Origin of the sequence: Klebsiella sp. BIGb0149 (assembly GCF_004362605.1) — a bacterium.
Classification (GTDB): Bacteria; Pseudomonadota; Gammaproteobacteria; order Enterobacterales; family Enterobacteriaceae; genus Klebsiella; species Klebsiella terrigena.
The window spans coordinates 773,469-795,472 of the sequence record NZ_SNYG01000002.1 but is presented as its reverse complement, the minus strand read 5'-3'; the positions used below and the strand labels follow the sequence as shown (position 1 = coordinate 795,472).

Annotated in this window: 20 protein-coding genes; 12 read left to right on the top strand and 8 right to left on the bottom strand. The window is 60.7% G+C overall.

Going from position 1 to position 22,004, the window contains the following annotated elements:
- Positions 1-13: 13 nt before the first annotated feature.
- Positions 14-1,408 (top strand): glycoside hydrolase family 1 protein, encoded by a 1,395-nt coding sequence (locus EDF75_RS10490; protein ID WP_133599093.1) that lies wholly within the window; start codon positions 14-16, stop codon positions 1,406-1,408.
- Between the two features lie 22 nt (positions 1,409-1,430).
- On the opposite strand, the gene EDF75_RS10485 is transcribed toward EDF75_RS10490, so the two are convergent.
- A complete protein-coding gene (locus EDF75_RS10485; RefSeq protein ID WP_133599091.1) occupies positions 1,431-2,165 on the bottom strand; it encodes a class I SAM-dependent methyltransferase in 735 nt (244 codons plus the stop codon).
- A gap of 125 nt (positions 2,166-2,290) precedes the next feature.
- Here EDF75_RS10485 and mdtQ point away from each other — a divergent pair, with 125 nt between their 5' ends.
- Positions 2,291-3,730: a multidrug resistance outer membrane protein MdtQ gene (mdtQ, locus tag EDF75_RS10480; RefSeq protein ID WP_133599089.1), complete on the top strand. Its 1,440-nt coding sequence runs from the start codon at positions 2,291-2,293 to the stop codon at positions 3,728-3,730.
- A gap of 37 nt (positions 3,731-3,767) precedes the next feature.
- Here mdtQ and EDF75_RS10475 read toward each other — a convergent pair whose 3' ends face one another.
- Entirely contained in the window at positions 3,768-4,337 is a 570-nt protein-coding gene (locus tag EDF75_RS10475) for a DedA family protein (RefSeq protein WP_133599087.1), read from the bottom strand.
- 239 nt (positions 4,338-4,576) lie between these two features.
- Between EDF75_RS10475 and EDF75_RS10470 the strand changes: the two genes are divergently transcribed.
- Positions 4,577-5,164 (top strand): Yip1 family protein, encoded by a 588-nt coding sequence (locus EDF75_RS10470; RefSeq protein WP_041146458.1) that lies wholly within the window; start codon positions 4,577-4,579, stop codon positions 5,162-5,164.
- A gap of 175 nt (positions 5,165-5,339) precedes the next feature.
- The gene (pbpG, locus tag EDF75_RS10460; RefSeq protein ID WP_095100767.1) at positions 5,340-6,287 is read left to right on the top strand and encodes a D-alanyl-D-alanine endopeptidase; all 948 of its coding nucleotides are present in this window, start codon (positions 5,340-5,342) and stop codon (positions 6,285-6,287) included.
- A gap of 102 nt (positions 6,288-6,389) precedes the next feature.
- On the opposite strand, the gene EDF75_RS10455 is transcribed toward pbpG, so the two are convergent.
- Together EDF75_RS10455 and dld are read right to left on the bottom strand one after the other, a co-directional pair.
- On the bottom strand, positions 6,390-6,944 hold the full coding sequence (locus EDF75_RS10455) for a GNAT family N-acetyltransferase (RefSeq protein ID WP_041146457.1): 555 nt from the start codon (positions 6,942-6,944) through the stop codon (positions 6,390-6,392).
- A 160-nt stretch (positions 6,945-7,104) separates the two neighbouring features.
- Positions 7,105-8,841, bottom strand: coding sequence for a D-lactate dehydrogenase (gene dld, locus EDF75_RS10450; RefSeq protein WP_133599085.1), 1,737 nt, complete (start codon positions 8,839-8,841; stop codon positions 7,105-7,107).
- A 290-nt stretch (positions 8,842-9,131) separates the two neighbouring features.
- On the opposite strand from dld, the gene bglX reads away from it, so the two are divergent.
- From bglX to EDF75_RS10425, 5 genes are all read left to right on the top strand, one after another.
- On the top strand, positions 9,132-11,429 hold the full coding sequence (gene bglX, locus EDF75_RS10445; protein ID WP_133599083.1) for a beta-glucosidase BglX: 2,298 nt from the start codon (positions 9,132-9,134) through the stop codon (positions 11,427-11,429).
- Positions 11,430-11,569: 140 nt separating this feature from the next.
- Complete coding sequence (gene osmF / locus EDF75_RS10440) at positions 11,570-12,487, top strand: glycine betaine ABC transporter substrate-binding protein OsmF (RefSeq protein ID WP_133599081.1); 918 nt, start codon at positions 11,570-11,572, stop codon at positions 12,485-12,487.
- 6 nt (positions 12,488-12,493) lie between these two features.
- Entirely contained in the window at positions 12,494-13,651 is a 1,158-nt protein-coding gene (locus EDF75_RS10435; protein WP_133599079.1) for an ABC transporter permease, read from the top strand.
- On the top strand, positions 13,644-14,591 hold the full coding sequence (locus tag EDF75_RS10430) for an ABC transporter ATP-binding protein (protein ID WP_045855838.1): 948 nt from the start codon (positions 13,644-13,646) through the stop codon (positions 14,589-14,591). The genes EDF75_RS10435 and EDF75_RS10430 overlap by 8 nt, the downstream gene beginning before the upstream one ends.
- Entirely contained in the window at positions 14,575-15,312 is a 738-nt protein-coding gene (locus tag EDF75_RS10425; RefSeq protein WP_133599077.1) for an ABC transporter permease, read from the top strand. Before EDF75_RS10430 ends, EDF75_RS10425 begins: the two co-directional genes overlap by 17 nt.
- On the opposite strand, the gene EDF75_RS10420 is transcribed toward EDF75_RS10425, so the two are convergent.
- A complete protein-coding gene (locus EDF75_RS10420; RefSeq protein ID WP_071844955.1) occupies positions 15,287-15,400 on the bottom strand; it encodes a protein YohO in 114 nt (37 codons plus the stop codon). The two genes, EDF75_RS10425 and EDF75_RS10420, sit on opposite strands and share 26 nt — an antisense overlap.
- A gap of 59 nt (positions 15,401-15,459) precedes the next feature.
- A complete protein-coding gene (locus tag EDF75_RS10415; protein ID WP_133599075.1) occupies positions 15,460-16,191 on the bottom strand; it encodes a MerR family transcriptional regulator in 732 nt (243 codons plus the stop codon).
- 213 nt (positions 16,192-16,404) lie between these two features.
- Between EDF75_RS10415 and EDF75_RS10410 the strand changes: the two genes are divergently transcribed.
- From EDF75_RS10410 to EDF75_RS10400, 3 genes are read left to right on the top strand one after another with little or no spacing between them, the layout of a single operon-like run.
- Entirely contained in the window at positions 16,405-18,093 is a 1,689-nt protein-coding gene (locus tag EDF75_RS10410) for a sensor histidine kinase (RefSeq protein ID WP_133599073.1), read from the top strand.
- A complete protein-coding gene (gene btsR, locus EDF75_RS10405; protein WP_095100785.1) occupies positions 18,087-18,806 on the top strand; it encodes a two-component system response regulator BtsR in 720 nt (239 codons plus the stop codon). Before EDF75_RS10410 ends, btsR begins: the two co-directional genes overlap by 7 nt.
- A gap of 53 nt (positions 18,807-18,859) precedes the next feature.
- Positions 18,860-19,330, top strand: a complete 471-nt coding sequence (locus tag EDF75_RS10400; protein ID WP_045855829.1) for a YehS family protein — start codon at positions 18,860-18,862, stop codon at positions 19,328-19,330.
- A 50-nt stretch (positions 19,331-19,380) separates the two neighbouring features.
- Here EDF75_RS10400 and EDF75_RS10395 read toward each other — a convergent pair whose 3' ends face one another.
- Together EDF75_RS10395 and metG are read right to left on the bottom strand one after the other, a co-directional pair.
- The gene (locus EDF75_RS10395) at positions 19,381-19,842 is read right to left on the bottom strand and encodes a YehR family lipoprotein (RefSeq protein ID WP_133599071.1); all 462 of its coding nucleotides are present in this window, start codon (positions 19,840-19,842) and stop codon (positions 19,381-19,383) included.
- A 126-nt stretch (positions 19,843-19,968) separates the two neighbouring features.
- Positions 19,969-22,002 (bottom strand): methionine--tRNA ligase, encoded by a 2,034-nt coding sequence (metG, locus tag EDF75_RS10390; RefSeq protein WP_133599451.1) that lies wholly within the window; start codon positions 22,000-22,002, stop codon positions 19,969-19,971.
- Positions 22,003-22,004 lie beyond the last annotated feature (2 nt).

Here is a 22,004-nt window from a genome sequence, read left to right as displayed (position 1 = left end):
ACAGGAGAGAGAGATGAAGACATTCCCAAAAACATTTTTATGGGGCGGCGCGACCGCGGCAAACCAGGTGGAAGGGGCGTATCTTGAAGAGGGGAAGGGGCTGTCGACGTCAGACGTTCAGCCGCACGGCGTATTTGGCGACGTGGTTGAACGCGTGGCCGGCGACAGCGGCATCAAGGATATCGCCATCGACTTCTACCACCGCTATCCGGAAGATATCAGCCTGTTCGCGGAGATGGGCTTTAACTGCCTGCGGGTGTCGATTGCCTGGACGCGCATTTTCCCCAACGGCGACGATAGCGAAGCGAACGAAGCCGGACTGGCCTTCTATGACCGGCTGTTTGATGAGCTGGCGCAGCACAACATCACCCCGCTGGTGACGCTGTCGCATTACGAAATGCCGTGGGCGCTGGTGAAAAACTACGGCGGCTGGGGCGGGCGCGAGGTCATCGGCTTCTTTGAGCGCTATGCGCGCACGGTGTTTGCCCGCTATCAGCATAAGGTCAAGCTGTGGCTCACCTTTAACGAAATCAACATGTCCCTGCATGCGCCGATGACCGGCGTCGGTCTGCCGGAGGGCAGCAGCAAGGCGGCGGTCTACCAGGCGATACATCATCAGCTGGTGGCAAGCGCGCTGGCGGTTAAGGCCTGCCATGAGATAGTCGAAGACGGGAAAATCGGCAATATGCTGCTCGGCGGCCTGATGTATCCGCTCAGCTGCCGTCCTGAAGATATCTTTGAGACCCTGCAGCAGAACCGCAGCTGGCAGTTCTTCGGCGACGTGCAGTGCCGTGGCGCCTATCCGGGCTATATGCTGCGCTATTTCCGCGAGCAGGATATCAGCCTTGAGATAACCGACGCCGACCGCGCGGCGCTGAAGGAGACCGTCGATTTTATCTCCTTTAGCTACTACATGACCGGCTGCGTGACCGCCGACGAGGAGCTGAATAAAAAGGCGCGCGGTAACATTCTCAGCATGGTGCCCAACCCGCACCTCGCGAGCTCGGAGTGGGGCTGGCAAATCGACCCGCTGGGCCTGCGCACGCTGCTTAACGTCCTGTGGGATCGCTATCAAAAGCCGCTGTTTATCGTGGAAAACGGCCTCGGCGCGAAGGACAAGGTCGAAGCGGACGGCAGCATCAATGATGACTACCGCATCGCCTACCTGAACGATCATCTGCTGCAGGCGCGGGAGGCTATCGACGACGGCGTCGAGCTGATGGGCTACACCAGCTGGGGGCCCATCGACCTGGTGAGCGCCTCGAAGGCCGAACTCTCCAAGCGCTACGGTTTTATTTACGTCGATCGTGACGACGAGGGGAAAGGTACGCTGGCGCGCAGCAGGAAGAAGAGCTTTAGCTGGTATAAAGAGGTTATTGCCAGCAACGGCGCCAGCCTGAAAGAGTAAGCCGCTCCGGGCCGCCAGCCGGTTACGCCGGCTTACGCGCGCGCAGTAAAAAGATCATCGGCCGTTCTTTTTCTTCATCGAGGCCCGGCTGGGCGGCAATTTGCGCCGCCGTCGGGCCCCATTCGTCAAGATGTTCAATCACGAAGCCGGCGGCAACCAGCAGGTTTATCCAGCTGGCGAGCTTGCGGTGCTGTTTTTTTACCCCATCGGCAAACCAGTTGCTGATGCGCTCACCCTCCTGCTGATAGTGGCTGACCGGCCAGCTTTTTTGCCCCGCGGCATCTTCCTGCCAGCCCTGACGCAGCGGCGCGGTATAGACCGGATGTTCGGCGGAAAAGAGCAGCGTGCCGCCGGGGGTTAACGCCTGATAAACGGTGGCGAACAGCGGGGCCACGTCCGGCAGATAGTGCAGGGCCAGCGAGCTGTAGACCAGCTCGCAGCCGTTGGCGGGCAGCGTCAGGGTCTGCAGATCGGCGCAGCGGTAGTCAATATCCTGACCCTCGCTCATTTCGCGCGCGCGTTCGAGCATGCGGCTGGAGATATCCAGCCCGCTCACCTGCGCCGCGCCCTGGTCGCGAGCCCAGCGGCAGAACCAGCCGTAGCCGCAGCCGAGATCGACCACCCGCAGGCCGGATAGCGGCGGCAGCATCTGCTGAATGGCGGGCCACTCCGGCGCGCCGTCAAGGCCCTTTACCGAACGGTCGAGGGTAGCGTAGCCGGCGAAAAAACGCGGATCATCGTAAATATTCTGGCTCATGTTCACTCCGTGAATTCATTTATTTATTTTTAACCATATGATTTGGCAAGCCACACGCTTTACTTAACGGCGCGAAGGCAATTAATTTATTATAACCGACCTTATTAAGTCATCTGACCTATCTCATGAACCTGAATCTGAGCAAACGCGTTATCGCCGGGCTGCCCCTGGTCATTGCGCTGGCCGGCTGCGCGCCGTCACACGATACCGGCACCGCGCCGCAGCAGCAGACCCCTGCCTCCCATGTGGCAACGGAGCTGCCTACCAGCGTGAAAAACGGCTGGCCGCACGACAGCTGGTGGCAAGAGTACCGCGATCCGCAGCTGAACGGCCTGATTCAGCGCGCCTTAGCCAACGCGCCGGATATGCAGATTGCCGACCAGCGGATAAAGCTGGCGGAAGCCCAGGCGCGGATGTCGCAGGCCAACCTTGGCCCGGAGATGGACTTTTCCGCCAACGTTGAGCGGCAGAAAATGTCCTCAGAGGGGCTGATGGGGCCTTTCGCGACCGATACCGATGGCAACACCGGGCCGTGGTACACCAACGGCACCTTCGGCCTGACGGCGGGCTGGGATCTGGATCTGTGGGGGAAAAATCGCGCGCTGGTGAAGGCCCGCATCGGCGAAGTGAAGGCGCAGATAGCCGAGCAGGCGCAAACCCGGGAGCTGCTGGCCAGCAGCGTGGCGCGCCTCTACTGGCAGTGGCAGACCGAGGCGGCGGTGAAAAACGTGCTGCAGCAGCTGAAGGATGAGCAGAACAATATCGTCAGCGTCGATCGCGCGCTGTACCAGCGTGGGATCACCAACTCGGTTGAGGGGGCGGAGAACGATATCAACGTCAGCAAAACCGATCAGCAGCTGGCCGATGTCACCGGCAGCATGAAGGAGATTGAGGCGCGTCTGATGGCCTTAACCAACGGCCAGAGCCGGGCGCTGAACCTCCGTCCGGCGCCTCTGCCCGCCGTCAGCACGCAGATGCCGACCGAGCTGGGCTACGAGCTGCTGGCGCGCCGCCCGGATCTGCAGGAGGCGCACTGGTATATCGAAGCCTCTTTAAGCGAGGTGGATGCGGCGAAAGCGGCGTTCTATCCGGATATTAACCTGATGGGCTTCCTGCAGCAGGATGCCCTGCACTTAAGCGATCTGTTCCGCCACTCGGCGCAGCAGATGGGGATCTCAGCGGGCCTGACGCTGCCTGTCTTTGATAGCGGCCGCCTGAACGCTAACCTGGATATCGTCAGCGCGCAGAACAATCTGTCGGTGGCAAAGTATAACAAAGCGGTCGTTGACGCGGTGAATCAGGTAGCGAAGGCGGCGAGCCAGGTAGAGACCCTGATGGAGAAAAATCAGCAGCAGCAGCAGGTCGAAAAAGACGCCGGGCGGATGGTGGATCTGGCGCAGGCGCGGATGAACGCCGGGATCCTGCCGGGTTCGAAAGTGAGTATGGCGAAGCTGCCGGCGCTCGAAGAGCGGATTTCCGCGCTGCGCCTGCACGGTCAGTGGCTGGACGCCAACATTCAGCTGACCTCCGCGCTGGGCGGCGGCTACCGCCAGGCCGCGAAGTAGCGGCGTTGCCCGGCGGCAGCGCCGGTCGGGCATCCGGCTACTCTTTCCTCTGCGCCTCGCGGCGCTTTAGCCACCAGTGCGCGGCGAACACCAGCACAACCGCAAGGATCAGCCAGACTGCGTGCTTGAGATGACCATCAAGATGATGCAGCCACGGGCCAATGGCTTCTCCCCCCAGGTAGCCGAGGGTGGTAAACAGCAGCGCCCAGACGATCGCCCCGAGGATATTGAGCGGCAGAAAGACCTTCGGCGGCAGGCGGCTGGCGCCGATCAGCAGCGGGCCGATGATGCGAAAGCCGTACATAAAGCGCGTCCCGATGACGAACAGGTAGGGGCGGCGCTGGATCATGCGCTGCGCCTTACGGATCCGCGCCTGCTGGCGAGAAAAGCGTCGCAGCAGCCGGCCGCCAAAATGCCTGCCGAGCAGGTACAGCAGCTGATCGCCAATCATCCCGCCCAGCGCCACGGAAATGACCACCAGCGGAAACTTCAATAAGCCCTGATGCGCCGCCACCCCGCCAAGGAGGGTGATAGTTTCGCCTTCCGCTATGCTGCCGATGACCAGCGCAGCGTAGCCATAATGGGAAATCAGGTTATTGATATCCATACAAAAAATCCTCCCTCCTCGCGGCATCTTTCCGGCAGCGCCGACGCGCGGCCTGTGCCAGGCCCGGCCGCCACTCTTAACCGTCCTGAATGACGCGACGTTTTTACCCTAAAGCCTAAGCATACACCCTGGCGCTTAAAATGAGGTTAAGTGCCTTTTTATCGCTGTACGCAAAATAATCTCTCAGGGTGAATTATACTTGTATCACTGCTGTACGAAGCCGTGACAAGGGGGACGCTATGAACCATGTCTGGGGACTCTTCTCTCATCCGAATCAAGAGATGAGCGTTATCAAGAGCGAAAACGAAACGATTTCGCATCACTATACGCACCACGTGCTGGTCATGGCGGCGGTTCCGGTTATCTGCGCGTTTATTGGCACCACGCAGCTGGGCTGGAACTTCGGCGATGGCACCGTGATAAAACCGTCGCTGTTTACCGGGCTGGCGCTCGCGGTGCTGTTTTATGCCGTGATGCTCGCCGGGGTGGCGGTGATGGGGCGGGTCATCTGGTGGATGGCGAGAAGCTATCCGCAGCGGCCCTCGCTAAAACGCTGCATGGTGTTTGCCGGCTACGTCGCGACGCCGCTGTTTTTAAGCGGGATCGTGGCGCTCTATCCGCTGGTGTGGCTGTGCGCGTTTGTCGGCACGGTGGCGCTGTTTTACACCGGCTACCTGCTCTATCTCGGGATCCCAACCTTCCTGAGTATCAATCGTGAAGAGGGGCTAAGCTTTGCCAGCTCCACCCTCGCAATCGGGGTGCTGGTGCTGGAAGTGCTGCTGGCGATAACCGTTATCCTGTGGGGCTACGGATACCGGCTGTTCTAACAACGTACATTGCCAGCATAAATGGATTTTTATGCTGGCAATGCAGCATTTGCTCACTATTCTTATTAGCCAGGCGCGGCCGTGGCGCGGTATGATTGCTCCCGCCAGCGTCGTTTTTGCTTCAGCGCCGCAGCGTACGTACAAACGTGCAAAAATACTTTTCAGAATGCTCACCATGCCGAAATTTCGAGTTTCTTTGCTCAGCCTGACTTTGCTGCTGGCTGTTCCTTTTGCGCCCCAGGCGATAGCAAAAACCCCCGCGACCGTTCACGCCATGCAGCCGGATATCGCTTCCGGTAGCGCGATGATCGTCGATCTTGCGAGTAAAAAAATTGTCTACCAGAGCCAGCCGGATCTGGTTCGCCCGATGGCCTCCATCACCAAAGTGATGACCGCCATGGTGGTCCTTGATGCCCATCTGCCGCTGGATGAGATGCTGAGCGTGGACATCAGCCACACCCCGGAAATGAAGGGGATCTATTCACGCGTGCGCCTGAACAGCCAAATCAGCCGCCGCAACATGCTGCTGCTGGCGCTGATGTCTTCAGAAAACCGCGCCGCCGCGAGCCTCGCCCACCATTATCCCGGCGGCTATGACGCCTTTATTCGCGCGATGAACGCCAAGGCGCAGGCGCTGGGCATGACCCATACCCGCTACGTCGAGCCGACCGGCCTGTCGATCCATAACGTCTCGACCGCGCGCGATCTGACTAAGCTGCTGATTGCGACCGAGCAGTATCCGCTGATTGGCCAGCTGAGCACCACCAAAGAGGATATGGCCACGTTCGCCCAGCCGGCCTACACGCTGCCGTTCCGCAACACCAACCACCTGGTGTATCGCGATAACTGGAATATTCAGCTGACCAAAACCGGCTTTACCAACGCCGCGGGCCACTGCCTGATCATGCGCACGGTGATTAATCAGCGCCCGGTGGCGCTGGTGGTGATGGATGCGTTCGGCAAATATACGCACTTTGCCGACGCCAGCCGCCTGCGGACGTGGATTGAGACCGGGAAGGTGATGCCGGTTCCGGCTTCGGCTCTGAGCTATAAAAAGCAGCGCGAAGCGCAGATGGCGGATGCGATGCTGAAAGGCGGCGCGCAGACCGCGCAGAACGATTAATCGGACGCCAGGCTTTGCCCAAAGCGCCGGCTCGGGGATTGCCCGTCCCGGCGCTTTTGCGCTCTCCCCGCAGGCGACGCCGCTGCGGGTTCTCGCCCACATCTACTCCGGGATCGTCAGATCGCCGTCGCCAAGCCGGCGCTGCATAATCAGCGTATCCCGCCAGTCGCCCATCTTGTAGCCCACGCTGCGCAGCTGCCCCGCCACGCTAAAGCCAAATTTTTTGTGGATCGCCAGCGAACCGGCGTTATTGTGCCCGTCGCCGATGATCGCCAGCATCTGCCGCCACGGCCCCTGCTCGCACTTCGCGATGAGCTGCGACAGCAGGGCGCTGCCGATGCCGCGTCCGCCCATGCCTGATTCGACGTAAATCGACTCTTCAAGGGTGTAGCGATAGGCCGGGCGAGGGCGGTAAAAGGTGGCGTAGCAGTAGCCGACGATGGACCCACGCCACAGCGCCACCAGCCACGGAAGGCCGTTGTCGCGTACGGTTTTAATCCGCTTGCGCATTTCGTCGACGGTGGGGGGAATATCTTCAAAGGAGGCGCGCCCGTTGAGGACGTGCCAGACGTACAGCGCGGCGATGGCGTGAGCATCATCGGGCAGGGCTTCGCGGATTTCTAATTCAGCGCTGTGTAACATATCCGCTTCGGACATGGTGGGGCTCCTTAAGCCAGGTTTACCGGGGACGCGTTTTCTTCGGCATGCAGCGTAATACATAACCCCGGTAGATGAATAGCCCCGGCAGGGATCGTTCTTCGGCCCGGCCGCACGCGGGCGAGGTCAGGCCGAAGAAGTTCGCGGTTAGCCTCTGCGCCTACGAGGCGCTGCCGTCGCTCTCCCGGCGCTCGCCCCAGTATTTTTGCTTGCTGGTTTTGCCGATCCCCGGGTTCATGCTGTTGGTCGGGTCGTTCTGGCGGTAGAACTGCTTTAAGCTCTCCGGCGCTTCGTAAAGATGCCCGACGTTGTGCTCGGCGGGATACTGCGCGCCGCGCGCTTTTAGCAGCACCAGCATTTTCTCCTTCAGCTCGTGGGCATCCACGCCTTTCTTAACGATGTAGTCCTGGTGGAAGACGTGGCACATAAAGTGACCGTAGTAGAGCTTATAGACCAGCTGGTCGTCGATTTCGGCCGGCAAATGCTCAAACCACTCGGTGTCGTTGCGGCGCAGGGCGATATCCAGCGCCAGAATATCCTCCACCTCGTCGGCGTGAACGGCCTGGTAGCGGATGGCGGCCCCCGCCGCGGCGAAGCGGTGCAGGAACGCCTTGCTGCCTTCTTCCGCCGTGCAGACGAAGAAATCGCCCTCGGCCTGTTTAAAGTACTCCGTCAGCCACGCCTGGGCTTCCTCGACGCCGTCGCCCGCCATCTTCAGCAGCAGGTGATGCTCATATTTATCGCGCCAGATTTTCATTCGCTCCGGCAGGTGCGCCGGGAAAACGTGACCGATTTTTTGCATAAAGCGGTCGGTGAAGTGCGGCTTAAACAGCGGCACCTTCTCCAGCATCGCGTCGGTGCGGCCCTTCATGGTGAAGAAGAACGGCATTTTGTCGGTGCCGAGCTTGTCGATCATCAGGAAGGTGTCCTTGCCGTAGCGCTCGGCGATATCGTAGATATCGCGGTGCATATATTCCCCCGCCACCGGCAGATTTTTAAATTCAGCAAGAATATGACGACGGATTTCGGTCAGCACTTCAGGCCTGTTGCTGCCGATGTAAAACACCTGCTGGCGCTTTTCCGCCGGGAAGGTGTCCAGACGGGCGGCAAAGACCGCCAGCTTGCCGGCGCAGCCCGAAGACTCAAACAGGCGATCGGGGTCGGCGTTGTAGCGCGCCGGCGTGTCGGCGGTGACGTCGCGTACGCGGGTGACGTAATCATGATCGTGGGCGTGGCGGCCGTCGTGAAGGACGTCTTCATCTTTAATTCGATCGTCGTCGAGGCTGCTGAGGATCTGCTCCGGGGTGGTGCCGAGGTCGATGCCCAGATGGTTAACGAGGCGCAGCTTGCCCTGCTCATCAATCTGCGCAAACAGCGACATCTCGGTATAGGCCGGGCCGCGCTGAACCAGCGAGCCGCCAGAGTTATTGCAGATACCGCCGATGACCGATGCGCCGATGCAGGAGGAGCCAATCACCGAGTGCGGCTCGCGGCCAAACGGCTTCAGCGCCTTCTCCAGCGAATAGAGCGTGGTGCCCGGGAAGGCCAGCACCTGCTCGCCTTTACCCAGCAGATGCAGCTTGTCGAGGCGCAGGGTGCTGATAATCACGATGTCGCGATCGTAATCGTTGCCGTTCGGGGTGGAGCCTTCGGTGAGGCCGGTATTCGCCGCCTGCATGAGAATAATTTTATCGGCCTCCACGCAGGCGCTCAGCACCCGCCAGAGTTCCAGCAGCGTTCCGGGAAAGACCACGGCCAGCGCGTCGCCGTGGCCGGAGCGGAACCCTTTGCGATAGCGCTGGGTTTTGGCCGGATCGGTTAGCAGGTGCGAGGAGCCAACCAGCCGCGCCAGCTCTGTCAGAAATGCGTTGTTTTGTGATGTTGCTGCAGATGACATGATCCACTCCTTGTGGTGGGACAAAAAATTCTGCACTAAGAATAGCGCTTTGTATGACAATTTGGTGCAAGAATGTTGCGAAAAATCAGAGCAGAAGCCGAGCTTTCTACAGGCGTCTCGCCTATGTTTATGGCAAACTGCGGTTTTTATTATACTTGTCGCCTTACCCGCTGCGCGCCGCCGGCCTCGCCCTTTACGGGCCGGCGTCGGAACGACGAGCGCCGCAGTTCGAAATTGATAAAGTATAGGTTTCGCCAAAATCCTCGCTACTGGAAGAAAGAGAGATAACCATGAAATGGCTCTGTACTGTAGGCCTCGCCGTTAGCCTGGCGCTGCAACCCGCGCTGGCGGATGAACTGTTCGGCAACCATCCTTTGACTCCGCAGGCGCGGGATGCCTTCGTCAGCGAACTGCTGAAGAAGATGACGGTGGACGAAAAAATAGGCCAGCTGCGGCTGATTAGCGTCGGGCCGGATAACCCAAAAGAGGCGATCCGCGAGATGATCAAAGAGAGCCAGGTCGGGGCTATCTTTAACACCGTGACCCGCTCGGATATCCGCGTGATGCAGGACCAGGTAATGCAGCTCAGCCGGCTGAAAATTCCGCTGTTCTTCGCCTACGACGTGCTTCACGGTCAGCGCACCGTCTTCCCGATTAGCCTCGGCCTGGCCTCCTCCTTTAACCTCGACGCGGTGAACACCGTCGGGCGTATTTCGGCCTATGAAGCCGCCGACGATGGCCTCAACATGACCTGGGCGCCGATGGTGGACGTCTCCCGCGATCCGCGCTGGGGACGCGCCTCCGAGGGCTTTGGCGAAGATACCTATTTAACCACCATGATGGGCAAGGCGATGGTTGAGTCGATGCAGGGCAAGAGCCCGGCGGACCGCTACTCGGTGATGACCAGCGTGAAGCACTTCGCCGCCTACGGTGCGGTGGAGGGCGGTAAAGAGTACAACACCGTCGATATGAGCCCGCAGCGCCTGTTCAACGACTATATGCCGCCGTACAAAGCGGGGCTGGATGCCGGCAGCGGCGCGGTCATGGTGGCGCTTAACTCGCTCAACGGCACCCCGGCCACCTCCGACGCGTGGCTGCTCAAAGAGGTGCTGCGCGACGACTGGGGCTTTAAGGGCATTACCGTTTCCGACCACGGGGCGATCAAAGAGCTTATCAAGCACGGCGTTGCCTCCGACCCGGAGGATGCGGTGCGCGTGGCGCTGAAGTCCGGCATCAATATGAGCATGAGCGACGAGTACTACAGCAAATACCTGCCGGATCTGGTGAAGTCCGGCAAGGTGACGATGGCGGAGCTGGACGACGCCACGCGCCACGTGCTCAACGTCAAATACGACATGGGCCTGTTCAACGATCCGTACAGCCACCTGGGGCCGAAGGAGTCAGACCCGCAGGACACCAACGCCGAAAGCCGCCTGCATCGTAAAGAGGCCCGGGAAGTGGCGCGTGAAAGCCTGGTTCTGCTGAAAAACCGTCTCGAGACGCTGCCGCTGAAAAAATCGGGCACCGTGGCGGTTATCGGGCCGCTGGCCGACAGCAAGCGCGACATGATGGGCAGCTGGTCGGCGGCGGGGGTTGCCGATCAGTCGGTTACCGTGCTCACCGGGATTAAAACGGCGCTCGGCGATCGGGGCAAGGTGGTATACGCCCGCGGCGCCAACGTGACTGACGATAAAGGCATCGTAGATTTCCTCAACCTGTATGAAAAAGCGGTGCAGGTCGACCCGCGCACGCCGCAGGCGATGATTGACGAGGCGGTCGCCGCCGCGAAGCAGTCCGACGTGGTTGTCGCGGTTGTCGGCGAAGCGCAGGGGATGGCGCACGAGGCCTCCAGCCGCACCGATATCACGCTGCCCCAGAGCCAGCGCGATTTAATCAGCGCCCTCAAAGCCACCGGTAAACCGCTGGTTCTGGTGCTGATGAACGGTCGCCCGCTGGCGCTGGTCAAAGAGGATCAGCAGGCTGACGCGATGCTGGAGACCTGGTTTGCCGGCACCGAAGGCGGCAACGCCATTGCCGACGTGCTGTTCGGCGACGCCAATCCGTCCGGCAAGCTGCCGATGTCGTTCCCGCGCTCGGTCGGGCAGATCCCGGTCTACTACAGCCACCTCAATACCGGTCGTCCTTACAACGCCGACAAGCCGAATAAGTACACCTCGCGCTACTTCGACGAGGCCAACGGCCCGCTCTATCCGTTCGGCTACGGCCTGAGCTACACCACCTTCAGCGTCTCTGACGTCAAAATGTCGGCACCGACCATGCAGGCCGACGGCAGCGTGACCGCCAGCGTGCAGGTAACCAATACCGGCAAGCGCGAAGGGGCCACGGTTATCCAGCTGTACCTGCAGGACGTGACCGCCTCGATGAGCCGTCCGGTGAAAATGCTGCGCGGCTTCAAGCGCGTGACCCTCAAGCCGGGCGAGACGCAAACCGTCAGCTTCCCGATTGAGGTCGACGCCCTGAAGTTCTGGAACCAGAAAATGAAATACGCCGCCGAGCCGGGCAAATTCAACGTCTTTATCGGCGTCGATTCCGCTCGCGTGAAGCAGGGTGAGTTTGAATTGCTCTAGTTCGGGCCGGCGCGATGCGCCGACTTTGCTCCTCTATCAGGCCGGGTAACCGGCCTTTTCTTTTCCTTTCATCGCGCATTTGCGCTACGCTTTTCTCTTAAGCTTCTGTAAATGGGGCGCAAATTAAAGAGGGAAGCGGGATGAGGATTGCAAGCAAATGGTCGGGCGCGCTGGCGCTGGCAGCCCTGGTGAGCCTGCCGCTGCAGGCGGCTGAGCCGGTTAAAGTAGGCTCAAAAATTGATACCGAAGGGGCGCTGCTGGGCAATATTATTTTGCAGGTTCTTGAGAGCCACGGCGTAAAAACGGTGAATAAAATTCAGCTTGGCACCACGCCGGTGGTGCGCGGCGCCATTACCGCGGGCGAATTAGATATTTATCCTGAGTACACCGGCAACGGGGCCTTCTTCTTTAAGCAGGAGAACGACCCGGCGTGGAAAAACGCGCAGCAGGGTTATGAGAAGGTCAAAACCCTGGACGCCGAGAAGAATAAGCTCATCTGGCTAACGCCCGCACCGGCCAATAACACCTGGACCATCGCCGTGCGTCAGGATGTGGCGCAAAAAAATCATCTCACTTCGCTGGCCGACCTGAGCGGCTATCTGCAAAAGGGCGGCGAATTCAAGCTGGCGGCCTCCGCGGAGTTTATCGAACGCCCGGATGCGCTCCCGGCCTTTGAAAAGGCCTACGATTTCAAGCTTAATCAAAGCCAGCTGCTGTCGCTGGCCGGCGGCGACACGGCGGTGACCATCAAGGCGGCGGCGCAGCAGACCTCCGGCGTCAACGCGGCGATGGCCTACGGGACCGACGGGCCGGTGGCCGCGCTCGGGCTGCAAACGCTGAGCGACCCGAAAGGCGTGCAGCCGATCTACGCCCCGGCGCCGGTGGTGCGCGAAGCGGTGCTGAAGGCCTATCCGCAGATGGCGCAGTGGCTGCAGCCGATCTTCGCCAGCCTTGACGAAAAAACGCTGCAGCAGCTTAACGCCAGCATTGCGGTGGAAGGGCTGGATGCGAAGAAAGTTGCCGCAGATTATCTGCAGCAAAAAGGGCTGTTGAAGTAGGTTTTGGTGGCTATTCGTTGCTATAACCGCGTTTCTCTGCTGCTGGCGCTTTTACTGCTGATGATGGTGGCGCTGCCGTTTGTTAACTATGCGCCGAACCGGCTGCTCTCCGGCGAGGCGCGCTGGCTGTGGCAGAGCTGGCCGTGGCTGGCCGCCGCGCAGCTGGGCATGGCGGCTGCGGTCCTGCTGCTTTGCGCGCTCCCGGGCCGCTTACCGCTGCTGTTAACCTTTCTGATAGCCGATGCGCTGCTGCCGCTGCTGTGGTACGGCGGCGGGCAGGCGGCGCTGCAGCTGGCGCAAAGCGGGTCGTCGCTGGCGCGCACGTCGCCGGGCAGCGGCCTGTGGCTGTCGCTGGCGCTGTGCCTGCTGCTGGCCAGCGATGCGATACGGCGCCTGACGGCACGCACCCTGTGGCGCTGGTTGCTCAATGCGCAAATCTGGCTGATTCCCTGCGTCCTGCTGGCGACGGGGAGGCTTGACTCGCTCTCGCTGCTAAAAGAGTACGCCAGCCGCCAGGATATCTTTGACGATGCCCTGCGCCAGCACGTGCTCCTGCTGCTCGGGACGCTGCTGCCCGCTCTGCTCATCGGCGTACCTATGGGCGTGTGGGTCTGGCGGCAGCCGCGCTGGCAGGCGTCGGTGTTTACCTGCCTCAACGTCATTCAAACTATCCCTTCGGTGGCGCTCTTTGGCCTGCTGATTGCGCCGCTTGCCGGCCTGACGCGCCGCTTTCCCGCGCTGGCTGAGGCCGGCATCTCCGGCACCGGAACGGCGCCCGCCCTGATTGCGCTGGTGCTCTACGCGCTGCTGCCGCTGGTGCGCGGCGTGGTCACCGGCCTGCAGCAGGTGCCGCGCGAAGCGCTGGAAAGCGCGGCGGCGATGGGCATGAGCGCTTTCCAGCGCTTCTGGCAGGTACAGCTGCCGCTGGCGCTGCCGATACTGCTGCGCAGCCTGCGGGTGGTGAGCGTGCAAACCGTCGGTATGGCGGTGGTGGCGGCGCTGATCGGCGCCGGGGGATTTGGCGCCCTGGTCTTCCAGGGCCTGCTCAGCAGCGCGCTGGACCTGGTGCTGCTCGGGGTGATCCCGACGATTGCGCTGGCAGTGGTGGTGGATGCGCTTTTTGCGCTGTGGGGCGCGTTGCTAAAAGGAGAGGCCGGTGATTGAATTTGACGGCGTAAGCAAATCGTTTGCCGGGCAGCCGGCGGTGAAAAACCTCAACCTGCACCTGCGGGAAGGGGCATTCTCGGTGCTGATCGGCACCTCGGGCTCGGGCAAGTCGACGACGCTGAAGATGATCAACCGGCTGGTCGAGCACGACAGCGGCACCATCCGCTTCGCCGGCCAGGATATCCGCGAGCAGCCGGTGCTGGCGCTGCGCCGGCGGATGGGCTACGCCATCCAGTCGATAGGCCTGTTTCCCCACTGGACGGTGGCGCAGAATATCGCCACCGTCCCGCAGTTGCAGAAGTGGCCGCGCCAAAAAGTGGCGGCGCGGGTTGATGAGCTGATGGCGCTGCTGGGGCTGGAGGCCACGCTGCGGGCGCGCTATCCGCACCAGCTTTCCGGCGGCCAGCAGCAGCGGGTTGGCGTGGCGCGGGCGCTGGCGGCCAATCCGGAGGTGCTGCTGATGGACGAACCCTTCGGCGCGCTCGATCCGGTGACTCGCGAGGCGCTCCAGCAGGAGATGATCCGCATTCACCGGCTGCTGGGGCGCACGATCGTGCTGGTCACCCACGATATTGACGAGGCGCTGCGGCTGGCGGATCACCTGGTGCTGATGGACGGCGGGGAAGTGGTGCAGCAGGGGGAGCCGCTGCAGATGCTGCTGCAGCCGAAGAACGACTTTGTTGAGACCTTTTTTGGCCGCAGCGAGCTCGGCGTGCGCCTGCTGTCGCTGCGCGGCGTCGGCGACTATCTGCGTCGCGATGAACGTCTCGCCGGAGATACCCTCAACGTGGCGATGACGCTGCGCGAAGCGCTGTCGCTGTTCGTGGCCCACCGCCGCGAGGTGCTGCCGGTGGTGGATGAACGGGGGGCCGCGTGCGGGACGCTGCATTTTGCCGATCTGCTGCGCGAGGGGGGTCGGCATGAAGGTTCTGCGTGATCCGCTGCTGTGGCTGCTGGCGCTGTTTATCGCCATTCTGCTGGCGCTTCCCTACAGCGCGCCGCTGTTTAGCGCCCTGTTTCCGGAGCTGCCGCGCCCGGTCTATCAGCAGCAGAGCTTTCTTGCCCTGACCCTCGCCCACTGCTGGCTGGTGGCGCTCTCCAGCCTCGCGGCAACGCTTATCGGCGTAGGGGCGGGGATTGCGGTAACCCGCCCCGCGGGCCGCGAATTTCGCCCGCTGGTGGAGACCATTGCCGCCATGGGGCAGACCTTTCCGCCGGTGGCGGTGCTGGCGATTGCGGTTCCGGTACTGGGGTTTGGCTGGGAGCCGGCGCTGATCGCGCTGGCGCTGTACGGCATTCTGCCGGTGCTGCAGGGCACGCTGGCGGGGCTGAGCGCGGTGCCCTCGGGGGCGCTTGAGGTAGCGCAGGGAATGGGGATGACCGGCTGGCAGCGGCTGGTAAAAGTCGAGCTGCCGCTGGCGGCGCCGGTGATGCTGGCCGGTATTCGCACTTCGACGATCGTCAATATGGGAACGGCGACGATTGCCTCAACCGTCGGGGCCAATACGCTCGGCACGCCGATCGTCATTGGCCTGAGCGGGTTTAATACCGCCTATGTTCTGCAGGGGGCGCTGCTGGTGGCGCTGGCGGCGATCGTGGTCGACCGCGGATTTGAGCGGCTGAATCAGCGAATCAGCCGACACCGCCGCGAACGATAAAGGAGTAACCGGCAAGCATAACGCCGCTGATCCCGCCGATAGCCATAAATAAGAACAGGGTAATAACCGCAATTTTTGCTGGCTTCATAATAGGCTCCTGATGTTAACGGGGCGATTATACGGTGAAGCGCAGGTGTTAATGAAACATTAATTGCTATTTAGCCAGATAACGCGCCCCTGCTGCTGCCACTCCAGCAGCTGCTCCTGCTCGGCGGGAGCGGGCGTTTCGCCGCACCACACCAGCAGGGTGCTCTCGGGGAACAGCTCCGGGCGAATCTGCGTCAGCGAGTGGGCGACGACGTCGACCCGCCAGCCCTGTTCGCTGGCTACCCAGCCTTCGAGCCACAGCCGGGTAATGTCGCCGCTGTTCCAGCCCACCACCAGCGCGTGGCTGCCGGGGCGCTTCCAGGCGCTGGCGAGGCTTTGCGCAATATGGTTGATGAGGATCCCGTCGAGAATGCCGCGCAGCGCGATAAGCGTCGGCTGGGGGCTGAGCAGGCGGTGGCGTAAAGGAATGAAGAGGTGGTTGACCAGGGTGTGCGCGGAGTAGCTGTGGCTGCGCTCTTTTATCCACGACCGCAGGCGATGGTAGCTGCCGTCGTGGAGCAGCGTCAGCACGATCTCCTGCTGTTCGCGCCAGCCGCCTTCCTCCTGCGGGTCGCTGTCGGCGAGCAGCGTTTTGACTTTTCCTACCTGAACGCCGGAGTCAATCCAGCGCTTAATTTCGCGGATGCGGTCAATTTCCTGCTCGTTGAACAGGCGGTGGCCGCCGTCGGTACGCTGAGGTTTAAGCAGTCCGTAGCGCCGCTGCCAAGCGCGAAGCGTTACCGGATTAACATCGCAAAGCTGGGCTACTTCGCCAATCGTATAAAGCGTCATCTCTTCCCCTCCCGCAGAATTCTCCTCCCTATAACTGTAGAAGCTGTTTGTGGAAGGGGAAATATTTGCTTATTTTTTGTTCTGTCATAAGAGAGCGAGGCGCTAAGAAGTGTGATCTCGGCCATGAATGTTCATTTTCTTGTAGCGCTTCAAAGAAAGATTTTCCCCGGCGGTGTATGTTACGCGCTTTCAGGTGATGTGTGGTCTGCGGGTATGTACGAGTTCGATCTGGTGTTGCTGCTGCTTCAGCAGATGTGCGTCTTTTTAGTCATCGCGTGGCTGATGAGCAAGACGCGGCTGTTCATCCCCCTGATGCAGGTTACCGTCCGTCTGCCGCACAAGCTGCTGTGCTACGTCACCTTCTCCATTTTTTGCATTCTCGGGACCTATTTCGGTCTGCATATCGAAGACTCTATCGCCAATACCCGGGCCATCGGCGCGGTGATGGGCGGCCTGCTCGGTGGGCCGGTGGTCGGTGGCCTCGTCGGGCTGACCGGCGGGCTGCACCGCTACTCGCTTGGCGGCATGACCGCGCTAAGCTGCATGGTTTCCACCATTGTTGAAGGGCTGCTTGGCGGGCTGGTGCACAGCATCCTCGTCAAGCGCGGGCGGCCGGATAAGGTCTTTAGCCCGCTGACCGCCGGGGCGATCACCTTCTTTGCCGAACTGGTGCAGATGATGATTATCCTGCTGATCGCGCGCCCGTTTCAGGACGCCCTCCATCTGGTGCAGAGCATTGCCGCGCCGATGATGGTCACCAACACCGTTGGCGCCGCGCTGTTTATGCGTATCCTGCTCGATAAGCGGGCGATGTTTGAAAAATACACCTCGGCGTTTTCCGCCACCGCGCTGAAGGTCGCGGCCTCGACGGAGGGGATCCTGCGCCAGGGATTTAACGAAGAGAACAGCATGCGGGTGGCGCAGGTGCTTATCCAGGAGTTGGATATCGGCGCGGTGGCGATAACCGATCGCGACCGGCTGCTGGCCTTCACCGGCATCGGCGACGATCATCATCTGCCCGGCAAGCCAATCTCCTCCCTCTACACCCAAAAGGCGATCGACAGCGGGGAGGTGGTGTATGCCGACGGCAACGAGGTTCCCTATAGCTGCTCAATCCACCCGCACTGCAAGCTCGGCTCGACGCTGGTGATCCCGCTGCGCGGCGAGAACCAGCGGGTGATTGGCACCATCAAGCTGTACGAGGCCAAAAACCGGCTGTTCAGCTCAATCAACCGCACGTTGGGCGAGGGGATTGCCCAGCTGCTGTCGGCGCAAATTCTTGCCGGGCAGTATGAGCGGCAGAAGGCGCTGCTCACCCAGTCGGAAATTAAGCTGCTGCATGCCCAGGTTAACCCGCATTTTCTGTTCAACGCCCTCAATACCCTGAAGGCGGTGATCCGCCGCGACAGCGACCAGGCCGGCCAGCTGGTGCAGTACCTGTCGACCTTCTTTCGCAAAAACCTGAAGCGGCCGTCGGAGATTGTCACCCTGGCGGATGAGATTGAGCATGTGAACGCCTACCTGCAGATTGAAAAGGCGCGTTTCCAGGCCAATCTACAGATTCAGATGCTGGTGCCCGAGGCGCTGGCGCATCACCAGCTGCCGGCGTTTACGCTGCAGCCGATCGTTGAAAACGCCATTAAGCACGGCACCTCGCAGCACCTTGGGGTGGGTGAGATTATCATTCGCGCCAGCCAGGATGAGCGCTGGCTGCAGCTGGATATCGAAGATAACGCCGGGCTGTATCAGGCCAATCCGGACGCCAGCGGACTCGGCATGAGCCTGGTGGACCGGCGGCTGCGGGCGCGATTTGGCGCCGAGTGTGGAATTACCGTGACCTGTGAAGCCGAGCGCTTTACCCGCGTTACGCTGCGACTGCCCGTGGAGGAGAGCGCGTGTTAAAAGTACTGATAGTTGATGATGAGCCGCTGGCGCGTGAAAACCTGCGGATCCTGCTGGAAGCGCAGAGCGATATCGAGGTCGTGGGAGAGTGCGGTAACGCCGTTGAGGCGATCGGCGCGGTGCACAAGCTGCGCCCGGACGTGCTGTTCCTCGATATCCAGATGCCGCGCATCAGCGGGCTGGAGATGGTCGGCATGCTCGACCCGGAGCATCGGCCCTATATCGTGTTCCTGACCGCCTTCGACGAATATGCGGTTAAGGCGTTCGAGGAGCACGCGTTTGACTATCTGCTCAAGCCGATTGAGGCCGCGAGGCTGGATAAAACCCTCGCGCGCCTGCGCCAGGAGCGGAGCCTGCAGGATATCTCGCTGCTCGACGGCGCTCAGCAGGCGCTGAAATATATCCCCTGCAGCGGCCATAGCCGGATCTGGCTGCTGCAGATGGAGGACGTGGCGTTTGTCAGCAGCCGGATGAGCGGTATTTACGTTACCGACAGCGAAGGGAAGGAGGGCTTCACCGAGCTGACCCTGCGCACCCTCGAGAGCCGAACGCCGCTGCTGCGCTGCCACCGTCAGTATCTGGTCAATATGGCCCACCTGAAGGAGATCCGTCTCGAGGAGAACGGCCAGGCCGAGCTGCTGATGCGCGCCGGGCATACGGTGCCGGTCAGCCGCCGCTACTTAAAAAGCCTGAAAGAGGCGATTGGTCTGTAAAACGGCAGAATCGTGGTAGACTTAGCGCCAGTATTTTTCATCATGAAGGCATTATGATCAGCAACGATATCCTACGTAGCCTGCGCTACACCTTGAAAACCAATAATGATGGCCTGGTGCGTATTTTCGCGCTCGGCGATTCCGTCGTCAGCGCAGAGCAGCTGGTACCGTGGCTGAAAAAAGAGGATGAGGATGGCTTCCAGCGCTGCCCGGATATCCTCCTGTCGATCTTCCTGAACGGTCTGATTTACGATAAACGCGGTAAAGATGAGTCCGCGCCGCCGCTGGCGGTTGAGCGTCGGGTAAATAACAATATTGTGCTGAAAAAGCTGCGTATCGCCTTCTCCCTGAAGACCGACGATATTCTCGCCATTCTGACCCAGCAGCAGTTCCGCGTCTCGATGCCGGAAATTACCGCCATGATGCGCGCGCCGGAGCATAAAAACTTCCGCGAGTGCGGCGATCAGTTCCTGCGCTATTTCCTGCGTGGCCTGACCGAGCGCGTTCACGCCGCTAAAGCCTGAGTTGTAGCCTCAGGCGGCCCGGCTGGCGCAACGCTTAGCCGGGCGAAGGCCTACTTCACTTCCTGAAAACCCTGCTCTTCGAGCAATTTTTCCGACACCGACATCGACACAAACTGCCGCGAGCAGTCGGTAAACATCGATCCCGGCAGCTTGCACAGCTCGCCGATCTTCGCCTCGTTAAAATCGACGCTCAGATGCTCCAGGGCATAGCTGTCTTTATAGTCGATGGTCTGCTCCACGCCCTTTATGCTGCGGTAAACGCTGCTCATCGGTTCAATAATCGCCCGCGCCTGCTCTTTATTGCTGGCGCCGATGGTTTTGTAGGGGATGGTGTTGTTGGCATCCTGGCGCAGCACCTTATCGCCATCATAATAGTAGGTAAAGCTGAGCTCGACGCCTTCGGCCGCGCGGTTAAAGGTTTTGCTCTGCTCTTTTTTATTGTCGCAGCCGACCAGCGCCGTGGCCAGCAGAGCGGCGACGGCAATTGCGGTCAGCCCGTGTGTGTATTTCATCCCGGTTCCCTGTGTTGGTATGTATACCGTTCCGTTGTCAGAATAGCGTATTGATTATTGTTCTGATTGGCAGGCTGTGCAACTCAGCAAAAAAAAACGCTGCCGGGGCAGCGTCTTACGCGGAGATTATTTGACCTGTTGGCCTGGCTGGGCGCCGCTGTCCGGGCTGAGCAGGAAGATATCTTTCCCGCCAGGGCCCGCCGCCATCACCATCCCTTCAGAGATGCCGAAGCGCATCTTGCGCGGCGCGAGGTTCGCCACCATCACCGTCAGACGACCAATCAGCGCCTGCGGATCGGGGTAGGCGCTGCGGATGCCGGAGAAGACGTTGCGCTTCTCGCCGCCGATATCCAGCGTCAGGCGCAGCAGCTTGTCGGAGCCGTCGACGAATTCGGCGTTTTCGATCAGCGCGATGCGCATATCCACTTTGGCAAAATCATCAAAGCTGATGGTTTCCTGCAGCGGATCGTCCGCCAGCGGGCCGGTGGCCGGAGCCGAGAGCGCCTTCACCTCTTCCTTCGATGCCTCAACCAGCGCCTCAACCTGCTTCATTTCGATGCGGTTATACAGCGCTTTGAAGGTGTTGACCTTATGCGCCAGCAGCGGCTGCTGGATAGCATCCCAGCTCAGCTCGCTGTTGAGGAACGCTTCGGCGCGCGCGGTCAGCTGCGGCAGCACCGGCTTGAGCCAGGTCATCAGTACGCGGAACAGGTTGATACCCATGGAGCAGATAGCCTGCAGATCGCCATCGCGGCCTTCCTGTTTAGCGACTACCCACGGGGCCTGCTCGTCAACGTAGCGGTTAGCCACGTCGGCCAGCGCCATGATTTCACGGATGGCTTTACCGAACTCGCGGCTGTCCCAGGCTTCGCCAATGCTTGCTGCCGCATCGGTGAAGGTTTTGTACAGCGCCGGGTCGGCCAGCTCAGCGGCCAGCACGCCGTCGAAACGTTTGGCGATAAAGCCGGCGTTGCGCGACGCGAGGTTAACCAGCTTGTTGACGATGTCGGCGTTGACGCGCTGAATGAAGTCTTCGAGGTTGAGGTCGATATCGTCGATGCGCGAAGAGAGCTTGGCGGCGTAGTAGTAGCGCAGGCTGTCGGCATCAAAGTGGTTCAGCCAGGTGCTGGCCTTGATGAAGGTGCCGCGCGATTTAGACATTTTCGCGCCGTTAACCGTCACGTAGCCGTGAACGAACAGGTTGGTTGGCTTGCGGAAGCCGCTGCCTTCCAGCATCGCCGGCCAGAACAGGCTGTGGAAGTAGACGATATCCTTGCCGATAAAGTGATACAGCTCGGCGTCAGAGTCTTTCTTCCAGTAGGCGTCAAAGCTTTCGCTATCGCCGCGCTTGTCGCACAGGTTTTTGAATGAGCCCATGTAGCCGATCGGCGCGTCCAGCCAGACGTAGAAATATTTGCCCGGCGCGTTGGGGATTTCGAAGCCGAAGTACGGCGCATCGCGGGAGATGTCCCACTGCTGCAGACCCGACTCGAACCACTCCTGCATCTTATTCGCCACCTGCTCCTGCAGCGCGCCGCTGCGGGTCCACGCCTGCAGCATCTCGCTGAAGGAGGGCAGGTCGAAGAAGAAGTGCTCGGATTCACGCATCACCGGCGTCGCGCCGGAAACCACCGATTTCGGCTCGATAAGCTCGGTCGGGCTGTAGGTCGCGCCGCACACTTCGCAGTTATCGCCGTACTGATCCGGTGATTTGCATTTCGGGCAGGTTCCCTTCACGAAACGGTCGGGGAGGAACATCCCTTTTTCCGGATCGTAGAGCTGAGAGATGGTGCGGTTTTTAATAAAACCGTTCTCTTTCAGGCGCGAGTAGATAAGCTCCGACAGCTCGCGGTTTTCGTCGCTGTGGGTGGAGTGGTAGTTATCGTAGCTGATGTCGAAACCGGCAAAATCGGTCTGGTGCTCCTGACTCATCTCGCCAATCATCTGCTCCGGAGAGACGCCAAGCTGCTGAGCCTTCAGCATGATCGGCGTGCCGTGGGCGTCGTCGGCGCAGATGAAGTTGACCTCGTGGCCGCGCATTCGCTGGTAACGGACCCAGACATCAGCCTGGATGTGCTCCAGCATGTGGCCGAGGTGGATTGAGCCGTTGGCGTACGGCAGTGCGCACGTTACCAGAATTTTCTTCGCGACTTGAGTCATAG

What these genes read in the sequence shown, in the direction of transcription:
- mdtQ (WP_133599089.1), top strand. Translation starts at nt 2,291, where the DNA reads ATGAACCTGAATCTGAGCAAACGCGTTATCGCCGGGCTGCCCCTGGTC.
- bglX (WP_133599083.1), top strand. Translation starts at nt 9,132, where the DNA reads ATGAAATGGCTCTGTACTGTAGGCCTCGCCGTTAGCCTGGCGCTGCAA.
- EDF75_RS10395 (WP_133599071.1), bottom strand. Translation starts at nt 19,842, where the DNA reads ATGAAATACACACACGGGCTGACCGCAATTGCCGTCGCCGCTCTGCTG.
- osmF (WP_133599081.1), top strand. Translation starts at nt 11,570, where the DNA reads ATGAGGATTGCAAGCAAATGGTCGGGCGCGCTGGCGCTGGCAGCCCTG.
- EDF75_RS10470 (WP_041146458.1), top strand. Translation starts at nt 4,577, where the DNA reads ATGAACCATGTCTGGGGACTCTTCTCTCATCCGAATCAAGAGATGAGC.
- EDF75_RS10455 (WP_041146457.1), bottom strand. Translation starts at nt 6,944, where the DNA reads ATGTCCGAAGCGGATATGTTACACAGCGCTGAATTAGAAATCCGCGAA.
- EDF75_RS10425 (WP_133599077.1), top strand. Translation starts at nt 14,575, where the DNA reads ATGAAGGTTCTGCGTGATCCGCTGCTGTGGCTGCTGGCGCTGTTTATC.
- EDF75_RS10415 (WP_133599075.1), bottom strand. Translation starts at nt 16,191, where the DNA reads ATGACGCTTTATACGATTGGCGAAGTAGCCCAGCTTTGCGATGTTAAT.
- EDF75_RS10485 (WP_133599091.1), bottom strand. Translation starts at nt 2,165, where the DNA reads ATGAGCCAGAATATTTACGATGATCCGCGTTTTTTCGCCGGCTACGCT.
- pbpG (WP_095100767.1), top strand. Translation starts at nt 5,340, where the DNA reads ATGCCGAAATTTCGAGTTTCTTTGCTCAGCCTGACTTTGCTGCTGGCT.
- EDF75_RS10420 (WP_071844955.1), bottom strand. Translation starts at nt 15,400, where the DNA reads ATGAAGCCAGCAAAAATTGCGGTTATTACCCTGTTCTTATTTATGGCT.
- dld (WP_133599085.1), bottom strand. Translation starts at nt 8,841, where the DNA reads ATGTCATCTGCAGCAACATCACAAAACAACGCATTTCTGACAGAGCTG.
- metG (WP_133599451.1), bottom strand. Translation starts at nt 22,002, where the DNA reads ATGACTCAAGTCGCGAAGAAAATTCTGGTAACGTGCGCACTGCCGTAC.
- EDF75_RS10475 (WP_133599087.1), bottom strand. Translation starts at nt 4,337, where the DNA reads ATGGATATCAATAACCTGATTTCCCATTATGGCTACGCTGCGCTGGTC.
- EDF75_RS10400 (WP_045855829.1), top strand. Translation starts at nt 18,860, where the DNA reads ATGATCAGCAACGATATCCTACGTAGCCTGCGCTACACCTTGAAAACC.
- EDF75_RS10490 (WP_133599093.1), top strand. Translation starts at nt 14, where the DNA reads ATGAAGACATTCCCAAAAACATTTTTATGGGGCGGCGCGACCGCGGCA.
- EDF75_RS10410 (WP_133599073.1), top strand. Translation starts at nt 16,405, where the DNA reads ATGTACGAGTTCGATCTGGTGTTGCTGCTGCTTCAGCAGATGTGCGTC.